The sequence below is a fragment of the uncultured Ruminococcus sp. genome, assembly GCF_946415235.1.
Classification (GTDB): Bacteria; Bacillota; Clostridia; order Oscillospirales; family Ruminococcaceae; genus Ruminococcus.
In genome coordinates this window covers 1-18,222 of the sequence record NZ_CAMKRR010000010.1, presented here as the reverse complement: position 1 = coordinate 18,222, position 18,222 = coordinate 1, and the positions used below count along the sequence as shown (strand labels likewise).

The window sequence follows — 18,222 nt, the reverse complement described above, 5'->3', positions numbered from 1 at the left end:
TGCGATGCATAGACTTAAGTATCAAAGTTAGATAACGGAGGTACAAACATGGAATATCAACCTGAAGGAATGCTTTACGGAACAGTTTTAAATCAGAATTATATCTCGTCCGCAGAAGGACTTTCCGAAGCAATGAATAAAAATATCACAGTCGAAGGAAAGGTTATACTTTGTACGAGCGAGCACGATCTTATAGTTGATCTCCCCTGCGGGAAAGGCATCATTCCGCGGGTAGAGGGAGCTGTAGGCGTTAAAGAAGGAACTACCCGTGATATCGCTCTGATATCGCGGGTAAACAAAATAGTTTGCTTTAAAATAACAGGTATCGAGCTTTCCGAAAACGGAAATATAACTGCATATCTTTCAAGGAAAGCTGCTCAGGAAGAATGTCAGCGCGAGTACATTTCAAAAATGAAAAAAGGTGATGTCATCAGCGCATCTGTTTCACATCTTGAACAGTTCGGCAGCTTTGTGGATATAGGCTGCGGGATACCGTCACTTATACCGATCGATGCTATGTCTGTTTCAAGGATCTCTCACCCGTCAGACAGATTTTACACGGGTCAGAGGATAAAAGCTGTGGTCGCCGATAATATTAACGGGCGTATATACCTTACTCATAAGGAGCTTCTCGGAACATGGGACGAGAATGCTTCAAAATTCAATATCGGAGAGACTGTTCCGGGTATTGTCCGTTCTATAGAAAGCTACGGTGTATTCGTTGAGATCGCACCAAATCTTGCGGGACTTACCGAACCATACGAAGGGATAAAGGTCGGTCAGAGCGTCAGCGTATACATAAAAGCTATCATTCCCGAAAAAATGAAGATAAAGCTTATTATCGTTGATATATGCTGCGAAAAAGAGCCTGTTCCCGAGTACGATTACTATATCACCGGCGGACATATGGACAGCTGGCTGTATTCAAGCAGATCCTCAGATAAAATAATAAAAACAAGCTTTATATGAAAAAATGCACCTGAAAAACAGGTGCATTGATATCATTAATATGCGATCTCTTCAGCAATGTGGTGAAGCTTTTCGTCATAATCCTTATGCATTGAAAGAGCTTCCTGTATATCATAATCAATGAGCTTGCCTTCCTTGACGCCGACAACACGGTTGCCGATACCCTGCTCGAGGAGCTCTACTGCATAATAGCCCATTCTTGTAGCTTCAACTCTGTCTCTTACTGTAGGTGAGCCGCCTCTCTGAACGTGACCGAGGATAGTAAATCTTGCATCGATGCCTGTCTTTTCCTGGAGCATCTTGGCGATCTCCTCGCAATGTCCGACGCTCTCCGCAACTATAACAACAAAGTTCTGCTTGCCCTTTGCCTTCTTTGAGAGCATTGAGTTTGCAATAGCGTTTATATCGTAAGGAACTTCCTTTGTGATGATGTCTGTAGCACCGCAGGCAATACCTGTATTAACAGCGATATGACCTGCGCCTCTGCCCATTACCTCAACAACGGATATCCTGTCATGTGACTGAGCTGTATCACGGAGCTTGTCAACAAGATCCATAGCTGTGTTCATAGCTGTATCAAAACCGATAGTATACTCTGTACAAGCAATGTCATTGTCAATAGTTCCCGGAACACCGATACAAAGCACACCCTGTGCAGAAAGATCGGCAGCACCTCTGAATGAACCGTCACCGCCGATAACTACAAGTCCCTCGATACCAAGTTCATCACACTTAGCCTTGCCCTTCGCAACACCCTCAGCTGTTCTGAATTCAGGACATCTTGCTGTATAAAGTGTAGTTCCGCCTCTATGAATAATATCAGAAACGCTTCTTTCATCCATTTTGATGATATCACCGTTGATGAGACCTACATAACCTCTGCGGATACCGTAGACCTCCATTCCTTTACTGAGAGCCGATCTGACAACTGCTCTTACTGCGGCATTCATTCCGGGGGCGTCGCCGCCGCTTGTTAAAACACCGATTTTTTTGATCATAAATATTCTCCATTCTGCACTTGGCAAATATTTTTAATTCGCAGATCTGCTGCGAAATAATCCCATACCCTTATATTTTACTACTTTGTGCAAAAAATGTCAATAGCATTAAAGATTTTTTTCATCCAAAGAGTGATTTTGCAGTTTTCAGGCTATATAAGCCCTATCTGAGAAGCGGCGAAATGCTTTTTCAGCTCTTCAAATGACTCCTTTGACAGCTTCAGGCTCAGCTTTTCACGCGGAGCAACAGTTTTTCTGATGTCGGTGAGATAACAGCATACGGATGTATCGCCTTCATAACGTGAACAGATATCAACAAGCTCGGGTCTTATTACTGTTTCGGTGGAGACTGTTTTTATACAAAGTTTCATATTTGATATAAGTCGTGTGAATTCGGTTTCCGAGGTAATTGCTCCGCAGATCACGGTTATACGATCGTCTTTCAATGATATCCTGCCGTTTATGATAACTATAGAGTCGTTTTTCAGCTTTTGTCCGCTCACAAGGTAAAGGTCGGGGAAAACGACTCCTTCGATCTCCCCTGTTTCGTCGGCAAAGTTCAAAAAGCACATTTTATCACCTTTTTTAGTAACATGAAGCTTTGAGCTTTCCACAAAGCAAAGGAGTTTTACTGCTTTCCCGTCACTTTCAGCACCACAGGACAGCAGCTCTCTAATTTTTTTAGTATGCATCAGCTCTGCTATCCATCCGTAAGGAGTAAGCGGATGTCCGCTGAGATACATACCAGTTGCATCTTTTTCAAGTGCGAGGATATCCTTATGTTCATATTCGGGCTTATAGGGTACACGGATATTCATTTCCGTTGTATCTGTCCCTTCAAGGAAATTGAGCTGTCCGTCAATTATGCCCCGTGAATTAGCACCTGCCATCTCAAACATGGATTCATAGCTTTCGAGCATTTGTCTCCTGTTTAAGCCCAGACCGTCAAATGCTCCCGCTTTTATGAGGTTTTCAAGAGCTTTTTTATTCAGTTCACGGCCGTCTATGCGCTCACAGAAGTCCTGCAGGCTGTAAAATATGCCGTTTTCTTCCCTTTCGCGTATTATCTTGTCTGCAAGTCCGCTTCCTGTGTTTTTTATGGCAAGCAGTCCGAAATACATTTTCCCGTCGGCAAAGGTGAAGCCTTTATTGCTCTTGTTTATATCAGGTCGCAGTATCTCGATACCGTTTTCACGGCAGGAATCGGTATACTCCGAAAGCTTTGAGCTTGCACCCATAACGCTTGACATAAGTGCAGCCATATATATACCGCGGTAGTGATATTTGAGATATGCTGTCTGATACGCAAGATAGGCATAAGCTGCCGCATGGGACTTGTTGAACGCATATGATGCAAAGCTGACCATTTCATCAAATACAGAGTTTGCAATATCTTCGGAAACACCGTTTTCGGAAGCTCCCTTAACGAAGCTTTCACGTTCCCTGAGCATAACATCGTGCTTTTTCTTTGCCATTGCACGTCTTACTATATCCGCATGGCCATAGGAATAGCCTGCAAGCTTGCGGCAGATCTCCATAACCTGCTCCTGATATACCATGCAGCCGTATGTGTCGGCAAGAATATCCCTGAGCATTTCGTGTTTGTATGTTATATTTTCGGGGTGTTTTTTGTTTTCGATATAGACAGGTATCGACTTCATAGGTCCCGGACGGTAAAGAGATATGATAACGATAAGATCTTCAAGTCTTTCGGGACGAAGCTCCATGACTCTTGCGGTCATACCCTCGCTTTCAAACTGAAAAACGCCCATCGTATCGCCATCGGACATCATTTCAAATACGCCCTGATCGTCAACAGGTATATTGTTTATATCAAAATCAGGCTCGGTTTTATGTATCTCTCTGACAGTATCTCTTATTATTGTAAGGTTTCTCAGTCCGAGAAAATCCATTTTCAGGAGTCCGAGAGACTCGAGCACTCCCATGGTGTACTGCGTTACTATCGTATCATCGTTTCGCTGAAGCGGTACAAGATCGCTCAGAGGCACGGCAGATATAACAACTCCTGCCGCATGGGTGGAAGCGTGACGCGGCATTCCCTCAAGCTGCAAGGCAAGATCTATAAGCTTTCGCATATTCCTGTCGGAGTGATACATACCGCTCAGCTCCTCAGAAGCATCAAGAGCTTCTCTGAGAGAAGATTTCTGGTCGATCTCCTTTGCGGCGGTGTCACAAAGCTGATATGATACACCGAGAACTCTGCCGACATCACGTACAGCGGCTCGGGCTTTCAGAGTATCAAAGGCGATTATTTCCGAAACATAATCCTTTCCGTACTTCCGAACAACATAATCCTTGACGCTTTGCCTGCCTTCGATGCAGAAATCTATATCAAAATCGGGCATACTCACTCTTTCGGGGTTAAGAAAACGCTCAAAAAGCAAATTGAACTTGATAGGATCAATTCCCGTGATACCGATACAGTAAGCACAAAGACTTCCTGCGCCCGAACCTCTTCCGGGACCTACAGGAATATCATGCTCCCTTGCATAGCGGATAAAGTCCCATACTATAAGATAGTAGTCGGTATAGCCCATTTTTGTAATAACGTCAAGCTCGTATTCAAGACGTTCGGTAACTGCTGCTGACGGCTGCGAACCGTATTTTTCAAGCATACCTTTTCGGCACAGCTCACGGAAAAACTGTTTATTGTCATCAACTCCGTCTATTGTAAACTTCGGGAGCTTTATATTTCCGAATTCAAATTCTACATTGCAGCGCTCTGCAATGGTGCAGGTATTTGTTACAGCTTCCTCGTGTCCTTTGAAAAGCTCCGCCATTTCATCGGCGGATTTTACGTAGAACTCATCAGTTTCAAACTTAAGTGCGTTGGGGTCGTCCAGTGTTTTTCCTGTCTGGATACAAATAAGAACATTCTGCATCTCGGAGTCTTTCTTATTTATGTAATGACAGTCGTTTGTTGCAATAAGAGGGATACCTGTTTCTGCTGAAAGCTTATAAAGAAGAGGAAGATTTTTCACCTCTTCCTTTATACCATGATTCTGTATCTCTATGAAATAATTATCTTTTCCGAATATATCCCTATATTTAAGGGCGGTCTCCTTTGCTGCACCATATTCACCGTCAGTAAGCAGACGCTGAACTTCTCCCGCAAGACAGGCTGACATACATATTAGTCCGCTGTGATACTTTTTCAGGAGCTCTGTATCGACACGGGGCTTGCTGTAAAAGCCCTCGATACTTGCATATGAGACAAGCTTTACAAGGTTTCGGTAGCCTTCGTTATTCTCGCACAGGAGTATAAGATGATACGGCGAGGAATCAAGCTTCGGCTCACGGTCATGGCGGGTACGCCTTGCAACATATACCTCACAGCCGATTATGGGCTTGATGCCCTGCGCTTTTGCAGCATTCCAGAACTCGACAGCTCCGTACATATTCCCGTGATCGGTAATAGCAACAGCAATCTGACCGAGCTCCTTGACCCGCGATATAAGCTCATTGATACGGCAGGCACCGTCAAGAAGACTGTATTCCGTATGGACATGGAGGTTCACAAATCCATCTGCTCTCATTTTGCGCCCCCGTTTCTTAATTCGTCTGCCATTTTAGCAAGCTTCTTGAAACGATGATTAACTCCCGAACGGCTTATGGGTTCGCTTAACGATTCACCTATCTCCTGTAGACTCATATCTATGTTATCGAGCCTGAGTTGTGCGACTTCACGCAGTTCTTCAGAAAGGGAGTCAAGCCCTACGGAAGAGTCGATAAGCTTTATATCCTCTATCTGCTTCATAGCGGCTTTTACTACCTTGTCGATATTGGCGGCATCACAGTTTGCTATCCTGTTTGCCTTATTCCGGATATCCTTGTATATCTTCATATTCATGAGTTCCAGCGTACACTGGGACGCACCGATAAAGGTCAGCGTATCCTCGATGGATTCACTGCCCTTGATATAAACTATATGCTGACCTCTGCGAAGCATCATCTTTGCCGTTACTCCGATATCGCTTAGAAGCGTACAGAGCTGCACCGCAAGTCCTTCCTCGGGGCAGGCGAATTCAAGATGATATTCCTTCGACGGGTCATTTACGCTTCCGCAGGCAAGAAAGATCCCTGCTGTAAAAACTCCGAGACTATTTGTGGCAATAATCTCGGAATCTATCTCTCTTGTGTTTTCGTTGAATCTGTACTTCCGAAATACCTCCGCAGCTCTTTCTCCCGAAACATCACAGGTATAGAGTACTGCCCCGTTTTTTCTTGTATGCTCGTCAGCTGTCGGCTTATACTTGAAAACAGCTTCATAGAGCCTGCCGAAAAGCTCTGCGGAAGTTCTGCTCTCACTCTGGAAGCTTATGCGTCTGCTCGTGAGAGTCCTGCAAAACAGCAGCATACCATAAAGGCAGGCAAATCGCCTGTCTTTATCGTTCACTGTAGTGCTTATTTCATTTCTTACATCATTTGAGAATGATATTTCAGCTCACTCCCTGTTCAGAATTTTTTATCCTTCGTTATATCACGGTGATATTTCTGCACCTTATAGTCTTTTTCAATAAGATGCTTTGCCATAAGCTCGGCAAAAGTTATGGAGCGGTGTTTGCCCCCTGTACATCCGAAGGATATTACGAGCTGGCTCTTTCCCTCCTGTACATACAAAGGTATAAGGTAGTCGATGAGGTCGGTAAGCTTCGCAAAAAGCGTCTGCGACTGCTCAAATCCCATAACATAGTCTCTTACACAGCTGTCACAGCCTGTATGGTTGCGAAGCTCCTCGATATAAAAAGGATTGGGAAGACACCTTACGTCAAACATAAGGTCAGCGTCAGTTGCAACACCGTACTTGAAACCGAAAGACATTACCTTGATAATAAGAGAATCCGAACTCTTTTCAAGGAATATGGTCTTGACCTGTTCCTTCAGCTGTGATGATGTGAAATTGGAAGTCTCGATATAGTAATCAGCTATTTCACGAAGCTGAGAGAGCTGTGACCATTCGTAGTTTATGGCTTCCTGTATATTACCGTTGAATTTTTCCGACAAAGGATGCTTGCGTCGGGTCTCCTTATATCTTTTAAGGATAACATCATGAGTCGCCTCAATAAACAAAACCTTGACATCCACATCAGGCTGGCGCTTCAGTTCCTGCCATGAGCGGAATATCTCGGCAAACATATCGCCTGTTCGTATATCTACAGCAACAGCGATCTTGCTTATATCGGATTCGGACTGTCTGCAAAGGTCAACAAACTGAGTTATCAGCTTTGGGGGTATATTATCGATACAGTAAAAGCCGATATCCTCCATTACATCCATTACACTTGATTTTCCCGAACCCGACATCCCCGTTACAATCAATATCTGCATAGATCTCTCCAAATAACGCTTATCAGCTTAGTATCACAGGTTCAAGCTCAAGCTTATAGCCTGTTTTTTCGTTTACTATCTTTTTTACTCTGTCACACAGTTCAAGTACATCGGAACAAGTTGCATAGCCCTTGTTTATCACAAAGCCGCTGTGCTTTTCACTTACCATTGCGCCTCCGCAGGAAAAGCCCTTAAGCCCGCACTGGTCGATCAGAAGAGAAGCATAGCTTCCTTCCGGACGCTTGAAGGTGCTTCCTGCACTCGGATACTCAAGAGGCTGTTTTGCGCTCCTTTTTGCCATACATTCGGACATTGCAGCCTTTATTTCCTCAGGCTTCCCGGCAGTGAGCTTTAGCGTCACCGATGTAATGATCCTTTCACTGCCTGAAAAGATACTGCTGCGGTATGAAAGCCCCATATCCTCTGCCGAGATAGTCTGTATTTCACAGTTTTCATCTATATATTCAGCAGATTCGACAACATCCTTCATTTCGCTGCCGTATGCGCCTGCGTTCATATACAGAGCGCCGCCGATAGTTCCGGGGATACCGAAAAGGTTCTCCATTCCCGTAAGTCCCAGCTGCTGTGCGCGTACACAGGCAGAAGCAAGCAGAGCTCCCGCATCGCAGCGTATAGTATTTCCGTTGACTTCGATATCGGAAAAATCACTTCCGAAATGAAGTATAACTCCGTCGAACCCATCATCGGGAACAAGTACGTTGCTTCCTCTCCCGAGAATGCCGTATTTTATCCCGCTGCTCCTGATAAAACCTATCAGCTCAGCCGCAGATGCTGCAGAATTGACACTGATAAGGGCTCTGCAAGGTCCGCCGAAACGGAATGTGATATATTCTTTAAGCGAAGCTTCAGGTGTTATCCTACACCCGAGCTTACCGCATAATACAGTCAGTTCACTTATATCTATCATAGTGTCCCCCTGATTTGGTGTATATTTTCAAGTTTCTCAGAATGAGTCATAATCACGGACAACTTCCTTTGGCTCAGACTCCATGCCGAGCCTGTTAAGGAGCTCGCGGGCTGCGTTATAACCCATCTTTTTCTGTCTGTTGTTCATGGCTGCGACCTCAAGAATGACAGCAAGGTTACGGCCAGGTTTAACAGGAATGGTCAGCGACGGTATCTTCACGCCGAGAAGGCTTACGAATTCGGTATCTACGCCCATTCTGTCGTATACCTTTTCGGATTTCCACTGCTCGAGCTCAACAACAAGATCTATTTTTTCGGTCATCTTTACAGCACCGATACCGAAAAGCCTTCTTGCATTGATGATTCCGATGCCTCGGAGCTCAAGGAAATGGCGTATATTATCGGGCGAACTTCCGACAAGACTGATATTTGAGACCTTTCTGATCTCAACAGCATCGTCCGCTACAAGCCGGTGTCCTCTCTTTACAAGCTCGATGGCAGTTTCGCTCTTTCCGACACCGCTCTCACCTGTTATGAACACACCTTCGCCGTATATTTCGATAAGTACACCGTGACGTGTTATACGAGGTGCAAGATTAAGATTAAGGAATGCTATAAGTCCCGACATAAAGTTTGAGGTGCTTTCCTTGCTTCTCAGCAGAGGGACCTCATATTCCTTTGCAAGCTCAAGCATTTCCGCGAAATACGGGAGCTCTCTGGTGATTATGAGCGCAGGTATCCTCTGTGCGAAAAGAAGCTGCAAACGCTCTTTTCTTGTTTTTTCATCAATTGTTGAAAGATAAGCGAATTCCATTTTGCCGATGATCTGGATACGCTCGGGATTAAAATACTCATAGAAGCCCATGAGCTGCAAGCCCGGACGATTAACATCATTTTCATCGATCATAACGTCATTTGCGTCTTTGTGTATGTAGATCGTTTCAAGCTTGAATTCATCAATGACGCGCTGAAGTGAAACCTTAAAATTCTCTGCCATAACAAACTCCGTTCTCCGATCGCAGATCGGGAATTATTTTCAGCCGATTACGTATGAATCATATCCGCAGCCGACTATTTCATCCTTTGCATCAAGAAGCTCCTGTATTCCGGCTGTAGAACCCGAAACACGGACAGCGACATTAAAATCTTCAAGATCATCTCCGACAAGGTCAAGCATTTTTCTGACGTTTTCTGACGGAGTTCCGTTGAATTCATATACCGTATCAGGCGTAAAGACGCCGTATGCAAGTGCATCAAAGTCAATATTGAGAATAACGGTATTGACCTTCAGCAGCATAGGCTGCAAAACATCCTTTTTGCCTTTCAGAATATCCGTTGCGTCAACTTCAAGTATCATTTTTGAACCGTTCGACATAGCTTTTTCATACATCATATTTGCCGCCGATGTAAGAGCCATATATCTGTCGTTGCTTATGAACTTATCGCCGAGATAGTCGATATCAGACTGACGGAAATCAGGAAATACGAAATCGGAACACACAACCCTGACAAAGCCTGCTGATGAGACCTCATCAACTATATCGGTAATATAGTTCACAGCGTCCTCGCTGAAAGGGTTGAGCCACGGCTTTCCGCCTGCTTCCGTACTGTTATCTATCCACATCATGCCGTCCGCATAAGTCAGGTAGCTCATATTCTGAAAATACATGGGCACTACATTGTCATAAAATGTGCTTATATGAGCAACAGGCTTATATCCTGCATCAACGATCGCATTGGCAATATCCTTGGGCTTCATTGCCCCCTGAACTATGCCCGATGAAGTAGAATAATAGTTATTGGTAGCATAATATATATCACCGCCCGCTTCTTTCAGCGGGACTTCTATATATTCTATCTTGCCGTCGGCAGGGACACGCTTTAAAGCCTTTTTCAGAGTATCCTTATCGACGATGTCCATAGTACTGAGGGTGTAAGCCTTGAAGCGTTCGAGATTGAAAGGCGTTACCGCTGTTGTGTCTTCCTGTGTGATCTCCTCGCCGTTTGCGTCCGTGATAAGCTCTTCTTCAAATGCGGGAGCTGTAGTCGACACGGTATCGCCCTTCTGCTTTGCATAATTTATCAGCGGTCCTGCAACGCTGAAACCTATAAAAAAGATACCGCCTATAAGAAGAACCGTAAGCCCTACCGAGAAAGCCTTTCCGACAGGGCTTTTCCCGTAATAATTCTTTTCCTTTGTCTTATAGATCTTACGTCCTTTGTTTTTGAACTTCATTAAAAACTCTCCTATATCAGTATAATGCGATCATTTCAGCGAATATACTGCCATTGATATTATCCCGAGGTAAACAAGCATTGCGGGAAAGCCTCTGAAAGCCGAAGGTACTTTAGAGGAATTAAGCTTTCTGTATGCGACCGTAAGTATAAGCGCCGATATTATAAAACCTGCGCCCGCTTCAAGGCCTGCAGCTGCATAATCTCCTAAATCGTATGAGCTTCCGTTCATTGAAGCTCTTTCGTTTATTGTGAAGAGCGTTCCTATAACAGCGCAGTTGAACACCGAAACATGAACGTACTTACGCAGCTCTTCAAACCGCGGCCTGCTTATATAGTATACAGCGGTAAGCAGCAGAACATAAAGAACTCCGATAACGATGATATACATAAGCAGTCTCAGGTCGGAAACTGCCGACGGAAGCATTTTGTCAATAAAATAAGCAGCAGTCGAGCCCGCAGTGGTGAAAAAAGTTATCACACAAGCTGTGGCGGTAAGATTTTTCCTGCCTCCTGCCGCTATAAACAGCGTACTCGTTCCAAGAGCACGGGACAGTATGAGATTAGCGGCAAGCAGAGTGATAAGATCATTTATAAGAAACATCAGTATCGCTCCTTACTTCGCTTTTATCTTTCTGAACGGCATTTCTGACAAAACGGTAGGCTCCACACATAAGTCCAAGGAAAATAAAGCCGCCGAAGGGCTTTGAAAGTCCGTCCGTAAGCGTATTCATATCAACGATATGATTGTTGATAGTTCCGTATGCGAAGAGCTCACGGAGAAAGCCTGTGATAAGCATCACAATGTCAAAACCGAGTATGCAGAAGATCAGTGATATTATCATATCACGTTTGTTCATACGGAAAAACTTTGCTTCCGTTTGGAACACGATAAGGGAATTGACCGCAAGAAGCGGAAAATATATACCGATCCTTGAAATTGACTCGGGATAAAGCTGCTTTGACGCAAACTTTACAGGTATATATATTATCGCCGCAATAACGGCATATAATATTACCTTTACAGTATACGGAAGCTTCTGAGGTACAAAGGAAGAGATCAGCACTGCAAGGAATGTGATTGCCGAAAAGGCGTATACAAGAGCAGCGGCGTTTTTCAGCGTATCACCGCATACGATGACAGGTGAAATGACCATAAGTCCCGATAAGACTACATTATCACCGAGTACACCGCCCATCAGAGCTTTTCTGCGATCATTCACCGATAATCCCCTCCTCTGTTACGGCATTTTCATTTATCAAAGCATCATCGGCCTGTTCCAGTGCAGCGTTCTCGATATGCTTTTCAAGGTTTTTAAAGCCGAGAGCCGCGGGAGTAAACAGAACAGATATTATAACTATCGCATTTTCCTTTGCACCCGTAAGAACGATTACATAAGAAAAAACTCCGATGAAAAGGCCGTAGAAAAAGGCGTAATAATCACGCTTCGGCGCTATCCTTTTGTCCGCAACTATATATACGGCAGCAAAAAGCACCATATTCGTAACAAGGGAATACTTGAGTGAATCTGCTTTTGAAGAAACAGAAGGTGTAACGACTGCAAAAAAAACCGTACCGAATATAGTTCCGAGAAATGCGCCAACGGATATGCTTCTTCTGAACATGAGAACCACAGCAGCTACCGCAAGGAGAAGTATGCTGACAGCTCCCGAAGGGCCGCTGAAATTACCGAGAAGTATCTCAAAATCGGAATGCTTGAATGTTCCTGTCAGGTCGAATGTATGCGATGCCGAATTCACAAGCACCTCAGGCTTTTCAAAGATTCCTGTCTTGACGTGAGGCTCTGTATACTGAAGAAGCTTTCTTCCCCATGAAGTAAGCACAAAAACATATGCCGCAGCCGCAGGAGAAAAGATCATGTTCATACGTCCGCCGAATATGTTTTTTGCCACTACTATAGCAAAAACAGATGCAACAGCGGCAATTTTGTAGTCCATGACCGCAGGAAACATCAGTGCTATAATAAGAGCATCAGAGGTACAGGTGAGATCATCGGCAGAAAATCTGCGCTTCATAAGCCTGATTGAAATGATCTCGGCTGCGGAAGCCGACACTATGCATACAGCAGCAAGTACGACCGACCTTATGCCGTAGTAAAAATACGACATGAGCTCAAGTGCCAGCAGCGTCAGCATTATGTCAAGCCAGATATGCCTCTCTTTTCTTGCCTTTTTCAGCATATCCTATCATCCTTTAATGCATTTGCCGCTGCTGCCATATCCTCAGCGTGGAACAGAAAGCTTCCAGAAACGAGAACATTTGCACCTGCTTCACGGACAATTGCAGACGTCTGTCCGTTTATTCCGCCGTCTACCTCGATATCAACATCAAGTCCGAGCTCATTGATCTTTGACCTGACAGCCCTTATTTTATCAACAGTCTCGGGTATGAAGCTCTGTCCGCCGAAGCCGGGTTCCACAGTCATTACGAGCACCATATCAAGATAAGGCAGAAGTCCGAATACCGCTTCCGCAGGGGTTGCAGGCTTTATGGCTATTGCAGGCTTTACGCCGCATCCCCTTATTGCTTTGAGGGTCTCCAAGGCATCACTGTCGCTCTCAACGTGGAATGAGATCATATCAGCTCCCGCATCGGCGAAACGCTTTATATATTTTGCGGGATCCTTTATCATAAGGTGAACGTCAAGTGTTATATCTGACGCTTTTCTGACCTGTTCCAGAATGGGGAGTCCGAACGTAATATTATTTACAAATATACCGTCCATGACATCAAAATGCAGCATATCAATACCGCTGGTCTCAAGCTTTTTTATCTCGCTTCCGAGATGAAGCATATCAGCACTCAGAACTGACGCTGAAACATAGTTTTTCAATTTATCACTTCTTCCGAATTCTTTCGCCTGCAATCGCAAACGATATCAATCTTTCAAAATCCATACACTATTATTATATAATATTTATTCCGTAACGTCAATACGCAGTGATAATTTTTTCAATAAATTTTATCAATATTTTATTCGTCTGCATTTAAGTAAAAATATTGTATTTATATTGTCCATGCTTTGCAACATATTATATTGTAGCTGAATATCAGGAGGTTAGACAATGTTTATCGAATTGCTGAGGAACCTTTTCTTCTTTTCGCTTCATATCGACAATTCATCCGTATTCCCCAAACCGCTCTCAAAAAAAGAAGAGGCAGAATGCTTCAGAAAGATGTCAGAGGGCGATAAAACCGCAAGGAACAAGCTTATCGAGCATAACCTTCGCCTTGTTGCACATATTGTTAAAAAATATGCATCAGGTACGGACGAACAGGACGAACTTATCTCTGTAGGTACGATCGGACTCATAAAAGCTGTTTCTTCCTTTGATTACGAAAAAGGAGCCAAATTCGCAACTTACGCAAGCAGATGTATTGAAAACGAGATACTTATGCAGTTCCGCTCGGCGAAGAAATCAGCAGGAGATATATACATAAATGAACCTGTCGAAACAGACAAGGACGGTAATTCACTTACGCTTATGGATCTTATAGATGACGGTATCGACATACACGAACAGGTCGATATACTTATTCGTTCAAGGCAGCTGTACAGCTTTATAAAGCAATGTCTTGATCCCCGTGAATATGATATTATAGTCTACAGATACGGACTTTACGGTTCAGCTCCGCACACGCAGAACGAAACTGCCGAAATGCTTAATATTTCTCGTTCTTATGTTTCGAGGATTGAGAAAAAAGCTATCTGTAAACTAAAAGATATGTTCGACAGTTCGATAATTTAATTTCTTGCTTAACAGTTTTTAATATGCTATAATACATATAAAATGTAATATTTAATGGAGGAAAAAATGATTTATACAGAACTTACCTGCAAGGCTATGAAAATTGCATACGACGCTCATCACAGACAGCTTGACAAAAACGGTGTTCCATATATCTTTCATCCATTTCACCTTGCGGAACAAATGACCGATGAATTTGCGGTCTGCGCTGCGCTTCTGCATGATGTTGCCGAAGATACAGACATAACAATTGCCGATCTCGAAAAAGTTTTTCCGCACGAAGTCACAGACGCCGTAAAGCTCCTTACACATGATAAAAAAGATGATTACTTTGATTATGTCAGGAAAATAAGCACCGATCCTATTGCTAAAGCCGTTAAAACAGCCGATCTCATGCACAATTCCGATATGAGCAGATATATCGACGACAATATGAAAAATGATCCCGAAAATCTTAAGAGAGTCGAAAAATACAAAAAAGCATTAAAGCTCCTCAGAGATAACAGCTAAAAAAATTCACATTTATTTCTGTCACTGATTGTACAATTTGCACGGTGACAACTTCGTCGAAATATGGTATAATGTTTCTTGCAGAATTTTTTCGGAGGTGTCTTTATTGGAATTCAAAGTCAACTGCGGCATATGGGGAACAATGTTCGGCGTCCCCGGTATAGTTGCGGACAATTTTCTTAAGCTCGCTACAGGCGGACAGATAAAGGTGCTTCTGTATCTTCTCAGATACTCGGGAAAAATGTGCTCTCTCGATGAGATATCCTCAAATACGGGTGTTCTGCCCGATCAGGTAGAAGAAGCTATCATGTTCTGGCAGCAGGCAAATGTTCTTACTCCGCAGAATACCCCCGAGATCACTGCTGTAAGACCGATAATGCAGCAGCCTTCCGTCAGCGAACCAAAAGAAGTCTCACCTTCTGCCATTCACGGGCCTGTTCCTGACCATAAGGCGAATTACAGCGGCTCGGAGATAGCTGAGATAATGAAGGAGTCACAGGATATACGGGAACTTTTCAAGATCGCAGAAGGTATCCTCGGTACTCTGAAAAACAGTCAGATGAACTCTATAATATGGATGTACGACCACCTCGGGCTGAAAAAAGAGGTCATCATAACTCTTCTGACCTACTGTTCTTCCATTGAAAAGACCAATACTTCCTACGTTGAAAAAATAGCTGCTGACTGGGCTGAAAATGATATCAATTCCATGTCGGCAGCTCAGGACGAGATACAGCGTATGACCTCATCAAGGGATTATACCGCCAATATCATGAAGCTTTTTGAAATGACAAGACGTCCTACCACAAAACAGGACGACTTTATCAAACAGTGGAAAAATGCAGGGTATGAACTCGACCTGATACATTACGCTTACGAAAAGACCCTCGAGCAGATAAACAAGCTGAGCTTTGATTACATAAACAAGATACTTATTTCCTGGAATGACAGCGGTTTCAGGACTGTACAGGATGTTAAAAAGGCAGAATCCGGCTTCAGGAGCAAGAAAAAAGGCGCGAACGCCTCAAACAGTGACAGCAGTTCCGATATCGAGGAGTACAAATCAGTCATCAATAAATTTCTTTATTAAGGAGAATAAAAAATGGACAGCGAGATATTCGACAAGGCTCAGGCTATTCTAACTAACCGCCGCATGAAAGCTGTCAGCGAGAATGAGGAAAGAATACGCGAAGTCAATGATAAAATACCTCAGATACGTGAAATTAACGAAGTTCTTTTTAATACGGGAAAGGAACTCATATCCATTATTTCAAACGGCAGAGGCAGTGACATAACCGATAAGATCGAGCAGCTGAAGCAGTACAATCTCGGAGCTCAGGCAATGTGCAGAAAAATGCTCGCCGAGCACGGATACCCCGAGGATTACCTTGATATACACTACAACTGCTCAAAGTGCAATGATACGGGATATAACGGCAGTAAGTTCTGCGGGTGCTTCAACGCCCTGTGCGGAAAACTTGCCGCCGATCAGCTCAACAAGCGCTCACAGCTGAAACCTTCAAGCTTTGAAAGCTTCTCTCTTTCCTATTATTCGGGCGAGAATTACACGGCAATGAAGAATATCCTTGAATACGCAAAGCAGTATGCAGCGACCTTTACGCTGAATTCAAAAAGTATTCTTATGTTTGGTCAGACCGGTCTGGGAAAAACTCACCTTTCACTTGCTATTGCAAATGCAGTGCTTCAAAAAGGCTACAGTGTCATATATGACTCAGCTGTAAACATACTAAGGAATATCGAAAAAGAACATTTCAGCTATGAGCACTCTTCCGAAATGATAGATCTGGTAATGAATACCGATCTTCTTATACTTGATGATATAGGGTCCGAATACGAATCTTCATTCTATAATGCAACAGTTTATAATATCATCAACACAAGGCTCAATTGCGGAAAGCCTTCAATTATAAGCACAAATCTTGATTTTGACGGGATCGCGCGGAGGTATGACAAAAGAGTCATGTCAAGGATCGTTTCGATGTATTCATGCCTTGAATTCAAGGGAGAAGATGTAAGGCTTCAAAAAAGAAAAAACGAAACATAAAAGGCTGCCTTTAAAGGCAGCCTTGTTTTTATATTATGCATCTCCGAGGTTAAGATCGAAAGGAGTAAATTTCCTGTACGCCTTACTGTTCTTTTCCACCGAATAGCCCTTAACAATGTTCTTCATCATATCCTCGAAGTCATTGTAATAGCGTTCACTCAGAAGTGACTCGATCTTATCTTCTGTCCAGAGATCATCCGAAGTCATACGTTCCTTGATGTCCGCTCTGATGATAACGTAAACCGTATTATCATCATACTGATATTTTTCAGCCTTATTGTAAGGCATTGAGAAAACATGATCGTTGTATTTCTTATAAGCATCCTCGCTCGCAGCTGATTCAGCAGAAGTTGATGTAGTTGTGGTGTCACTTGACTCGTTTTCGTCAGCTGTTGTCGTAGTATACTTTGTGATCGTTATTTCATTCGCGTAAGGATCTGTTGTAGTTGTGGTAGTAGTTCCCGAAGAAGTAGTGGTCGTCGTAGTTGTGGTAGTTGTCTCTCCTGCTTCCTCCGCGGCCTTAGCTTCTTCTTCGGCGGTGCGCTTTTCGACATACTTATTATAATCTTCTTCGCACTCGTCGATCTTTTTAAGCTTGGCGTCATTGGTCTTTTCTTCGTTGATCTCCTTAACATAATCGTCAATCATATTGTTAAGGCGGCGCTTTTCATCAGCACCGTACTGCTCGCCTTCACTGTCTGTCATGCTTATGGCAAAATATTTTACTCTTGTAGTCTTGTCCTGATAGTATGTTTTGAGTTCTTCCTCAGAACATCCCTTTTCAGCATCAAGTCCGAAATAATGCTTGAAAATAGCTTCTCTCTTGTAGTTGTTTTCAATTATCTTTCTGAGCGACTCCTCACCTACACCGTTTTCGCTGAACAAAGACTCGCTTGAATAAGTCGAAAGCATATCCTTGATCTCTGCAAGGTCGGTCTCTTTAAGGCTTTCGCCTATCTTTTCAAATTCCTTTTCGCTTGCTACAAAGTCCTTGCAGGCATCGGTAGCATTATCCTGTATCCAGTCGGTGGAGTCAAGATCCTTGATGGTCGAATTCTTTACATCATCAAGCGTAGGCATCTTTCCGTTCTTATAATACATATCATACATTGCGTTTCTGTATGCTGTTATCTCATTATAAATGAAAACGCCTGCGGGTACCTCATAACCGTCAACAGTAAGGGCTGTCTGTGTACCCTTTCCGAATGTGATTGCTTCAGGAGCGCTGCATGAAGCTGAAGCAGCAGCAAGTGCAAACGCCGCAGCTGCAGATGCGAACCTATTAAATTTATTCATTTGTATATTCCTCCGATATAATAGTAGATTACAAATACTGTTTTATTATACAACATTTTTTTTAGTTTGTCCATAGTAAAATGAAAATTTTTTCCGTTTTAT

17 protein-coding genes are annotated in these 18,222 nt (G+C 43.3%); 5 read left to right on the top strand and 12 right to left on the bottom strand.

The window, feature by feature from the left end; genetic code table 11:
• The first annotated feature begins 48 nt into the window (after positions 1 to 48).
• Positions 49 to 969 (top strand): S1 RNA-binding domain-containing protein, encoded by a 921-nt coding sequence (locus Q0R37_RS04155; protein ID WP_294751648.1) that lies wholly within the window; start codon positions 49 to 51, stop codon positions 967 to 969.
• Between the two features lie 35 nt (positions 970 to 1,004).
• Here Q0R37_RS04155 and pfkA read toward each other — a convergent pair whose 3' ends face one another.
• The 11 genes from pfkA to rpe all read right to left on the bottom strand — a co-directional run bounded on the left by pfkA (position 1,005) and on the right by rpe (position 13,333).
• Complete coding sequence (gene pfkA, locus Q0R37_RS04150; RefSeq protein WP_294751645.1) at positions 1,005 to 1,967, bottom strand: 6-phosphofructokinase; 963 nt, start codon at positions 1,965 to 1,967, stop codon at positions 1,005 to 1,007.
• A gap of 152 nt (positions 1,968 to 2,119) precedes the next feature.
• A complete protein-coding gene (locus tag Q0R37_RS04145; protein ID WP_294751642.1) occupies positions 2,120 to 5,524 on the bottom strand; it encodes a DNA polymerase III subunit alpha in 3,405 nt (1,134 codons plus the stop codon).
• A complete protein-coding gene (whiA, locus tag Q0R37_RS04140; protein ID WP_294751639.1) occupies positions 5,521 to 6,384 on the bottom strand; it encodes a DNA-binding protein WhiA in 864 nt (287 codons plus the stop codon). Before whiA ends, Q0R37_RS04145 begins: the two co-directional genes overlap by 4 nt.
• A gap of 59 nt (positions 6,385 to 6,443) precedes the next feature.
• Positions 6,444 to 7,316 carry an RNase adapter RapZ gene (rapZ, locus tag Q0R37_RS04135; RefSeq protein WP_294751637.1) on the bottom strand — a complete coding sequence of 291 codons (873 nt, stop codon included), beginning with the start codon at positions 7,314 to 7,316 and terminating at the stop codon, positions 6,444 to 6,446.
• A gap of 22 nt (positions 7,317 to 7,338) precedes the next feature.
• Positions 7,339 to 8,244, bottom strand: coding sequence for a UDP-N-acetylmuramate dehydrogenase (gene murB, locus Q0R37_RS04130; protein ID WP_294751634.1), 906 nt, complete (start codon positions 8,242 to 8,244; stop codon positions 7,339 to 7,341).
• A 36-nt stretch (positions 8,245 to 8,280) separates the two neighbouring features.
• Positions 8,281 to 9,240 (bottom strand): HPr(Ser) kinase/phosphatase, encoded by a 960-nt coding sequence (gene hprK / locus Q0R37_RS04125; RefSeq protein ID WP_294751631.1) that lies wholly within the window; start codon positions 9,238 to 9,240, stop codon positions 8,281 to 8,283.
• 39 nt (positions 9,241 to 9,279) lie between these two features.
• On the bottom strand, positions 9,280 to 10,479 hold the full coding sequence (locus Q0R37_RS04120; protein WP_294751628.1) for a putative glycoside hydrolase: 1,200 nt from the start codon (positions 10,477 to 10,479) through the stop codon (positions 9,280 to 9,282).
• 30 nt (positions 10,480 to 10,509) lie between these two features.
• Entirely contained in the window at positions 10,510 to 11,082 is a 573-nt protein-coding gene (locus Q0R37_RS04115; RefSeq protein WP_294751625.1) for an Rnf-Nqr domain containing protein, read from the bottom strand.
• Entirely contained in the window at positions 11,066 to 11,701 is a 636-nt protein-coding gene (locus Q0R37_RS04110) for an Rnf-Nqr domain containing protein (protein ID WP_294751621.1), read from the bottom strand. Before Q0R37_RS04110 ends, Q0R37_RS04115 begins: the two co-directional genes overlap by 17 nt.
• The gene (locus tag Q0R37_RS04105) at positions 11,694 to 12,680 is read right to left on the bottom strand and encodes an RnfABCDGE type electron transport complex subunit D (RefSeq protein WP_294751618.1); all 987 of its coding nucleotides are present in this window, start codon (positions 12,678 to 12,680) and stop codon (positions 11,694 to 11,696) included. Before Q0R37_RS04105 ends, Q0R37_RS04110 begins: the two co-directional genes overlap by 8 nt.
• On the bottom strand, positions 12,674 to 13,333 hold the full coding sequence (gene rpe / locus Q0R37_RS04100) for a ribulose-phosphate 3-epimerase (RefSeq protein WP_294751615.1): 660 nt from the start codon (positions 13,331 to 13,333) through the stop codon (positions 12,674 to 12,676). The genes Q0R37_RS04105 and rpe overlap by 7 nt, the downstream gene beginning before the upstream one ends.
• 232 nt (positions 13,334 to 13,565) lie before the next feature.
• On the opposite strand from rpe, the gene sigK reads away from it, so the two are divergent.
• From sigK to Q0R37_RS04080, 4 genes are all read left to right on the top strand, one after another.
• A complete protein-coding gene (sigK, locus tag Q0R37_RS04095; protein ID WP_294751612.1) occupies positions 13,566 to 14,249 on the top strand; it encodes an RNA polymerase sporulation sigma factor SigK in 684 nt (227 codons plus the stop codon).
• A 66-nt stretch (positions 14,250 to 14,315) separates the two neighbouring features.
• Positions 14,316 to 14,759 (top strand): HD domain-containing protein, encoded by a 444-nt coding sequence (locus tag Q0R37_RS04090; RefSeq protein ID WP_294751609.1) that lies wholly within the window; start codon positions 14,316 to 14,318, stop codon positions 14,757 to 14,759.
• 106 nt (positions 14,760 to 14,865) lie between these two features.
• Positions 14,866 to 15,849 (top strand): DnaD domain protein, encoded by a 984-nt coding sequence (locus Q0R37_RS04085; RefSeq protein WP_294751606.1) that lies wholly within the window; start codon positions 14,866 to 14,868, stop codon positions 15,847 to 15,849.
• 12 nt (positions 15,850 to 15,861) lie between these two features.
• On the top strand, positions 15,862 to 16,824 hold the full coding sequence (locus Q0R37_RS04080; RefSeq protein WP_294751603.1) for an ATP-binding protein: 963 nt from the start codon (positions 15,862 to 15,864) through the stop codon (positions 16,822 to 16,824).
• 33 nt (positions 16,825 to 16,857) lie between these two features.
• On the opposite strand, the gene Q0R37_RS04075 is transcribed toward Q0R37_RS04080, so the two are convergent.
• Positions 16,858 to 18,120 (bottom strand): hypothetical protein, encoded by a 1,263-nt coding sequence (locus Q0R37_RS04075; RefSeq protein ID WP_294751600.1) that lies wholly within the window; start codon positions 18,118 to 18,120, stop codon positions 16,858 to 16,860.
• Between the last annotated feature and the right edge of the window lie 102 nt (positions 18,121 to 18,222).

What these genes read in the sequence shown, in the direction of transcription:
- hprK (WP_294751631.1), bottom strand. Translation starts at nt 9,240, where the DNA reads ATGGCAGAGAATTTTAAGGTTTCACTTCAGCGCGTCATTGATGAATTC.
- sigK (WP_294751612.1), top strand. Translation starts at nt 13,566, where the DNA reads ATGTTTATCGAATTGCTGAGGAACCTTTTCTTCTTTTCGCTTCATATC.
- Q0R37_RS04155 (WP_294751648.1), top strand. Translation starts at nt 49, where the DNA reads ATGGAATATCAACCTGAAGGAATGCTTTACGGAACAGTTTTAAATCAG.
- Q0R37_RS04115 (WP_294751625.1), bottom strand. Translation starts at nt 11,082, where the DNA reads ATGTTTCTTATAAATGATCTTATCACTCTGCTTGCCGCTAATCTCATA.
- Q0R37_RS04105 (WP_294751618.1), bottom strand. Translation starts at nt 12,680, where the DNA reads ATGCTGAAAAAGGCAAGAAAAGAGAGGCATATCTGGCTTGACATAATG.
- pfkA (WP_294751645.1), bottom strand. Translation starts at nt 1,967, where the DNA reads ATGATCAAAAAAATCGGTGTTTTAACAAGCGGCGGCGACGCCCCCGGA.
- Q0R37_RS04145 (WP_294751642.1), bottom strand. Translation starts at nt 5,524, where the DNA reads ATGAGAGCAGATGGATTTGTGAACCTCCATGTCCATACGGAATACAGT.
- Q0R37_RS04120 (WP_294751628.1), bottom strand. Translation starts at nt 10,479, where the DNA reads ATGAAGTTCAAAAACAAAGGACGTAAGATCTATAAGACAAAGGAAAAG.
- Q0R37_RS04075 (WP_294751600.1), bottom strand. Translation starts at nt 18,120, where the DNA reads ATGAATAAATTTAATAGGTTCGCATCTGCAGCTGCGGCGTTTGCACTT.
- Q0R37_RS04080 (WP_294751603.1), top strand. Translation starts at nt 15,862, where the DNA reads ATGGACAGCGAGATATTCGACAAGGCTCAGGCTATTCTAACTAACCGC.
- Q0R37_RS04090 (WP_294751609.1), top strand. Translation starts at nt 14,316, where the DNA reads ATGATTTATACAGAACTTACCTGCAAGGCTATGAAAATTGCATACGAC.
- murB (WP_294751634.1), bottom strand. Translation starts at nt 8,244, where the DNA reads ATGATAGATATAAGTGAACTGACTGTATTATGCGGTAAGCTCGGGTGT.
- rapZ (WP_294751637.1), bottom strand. Translation starts at nt 7,316, where the DNA reads ATGCAGATATTGATTGTAACGGGGATGTCGGGTTCGGGAAAATCAAGT.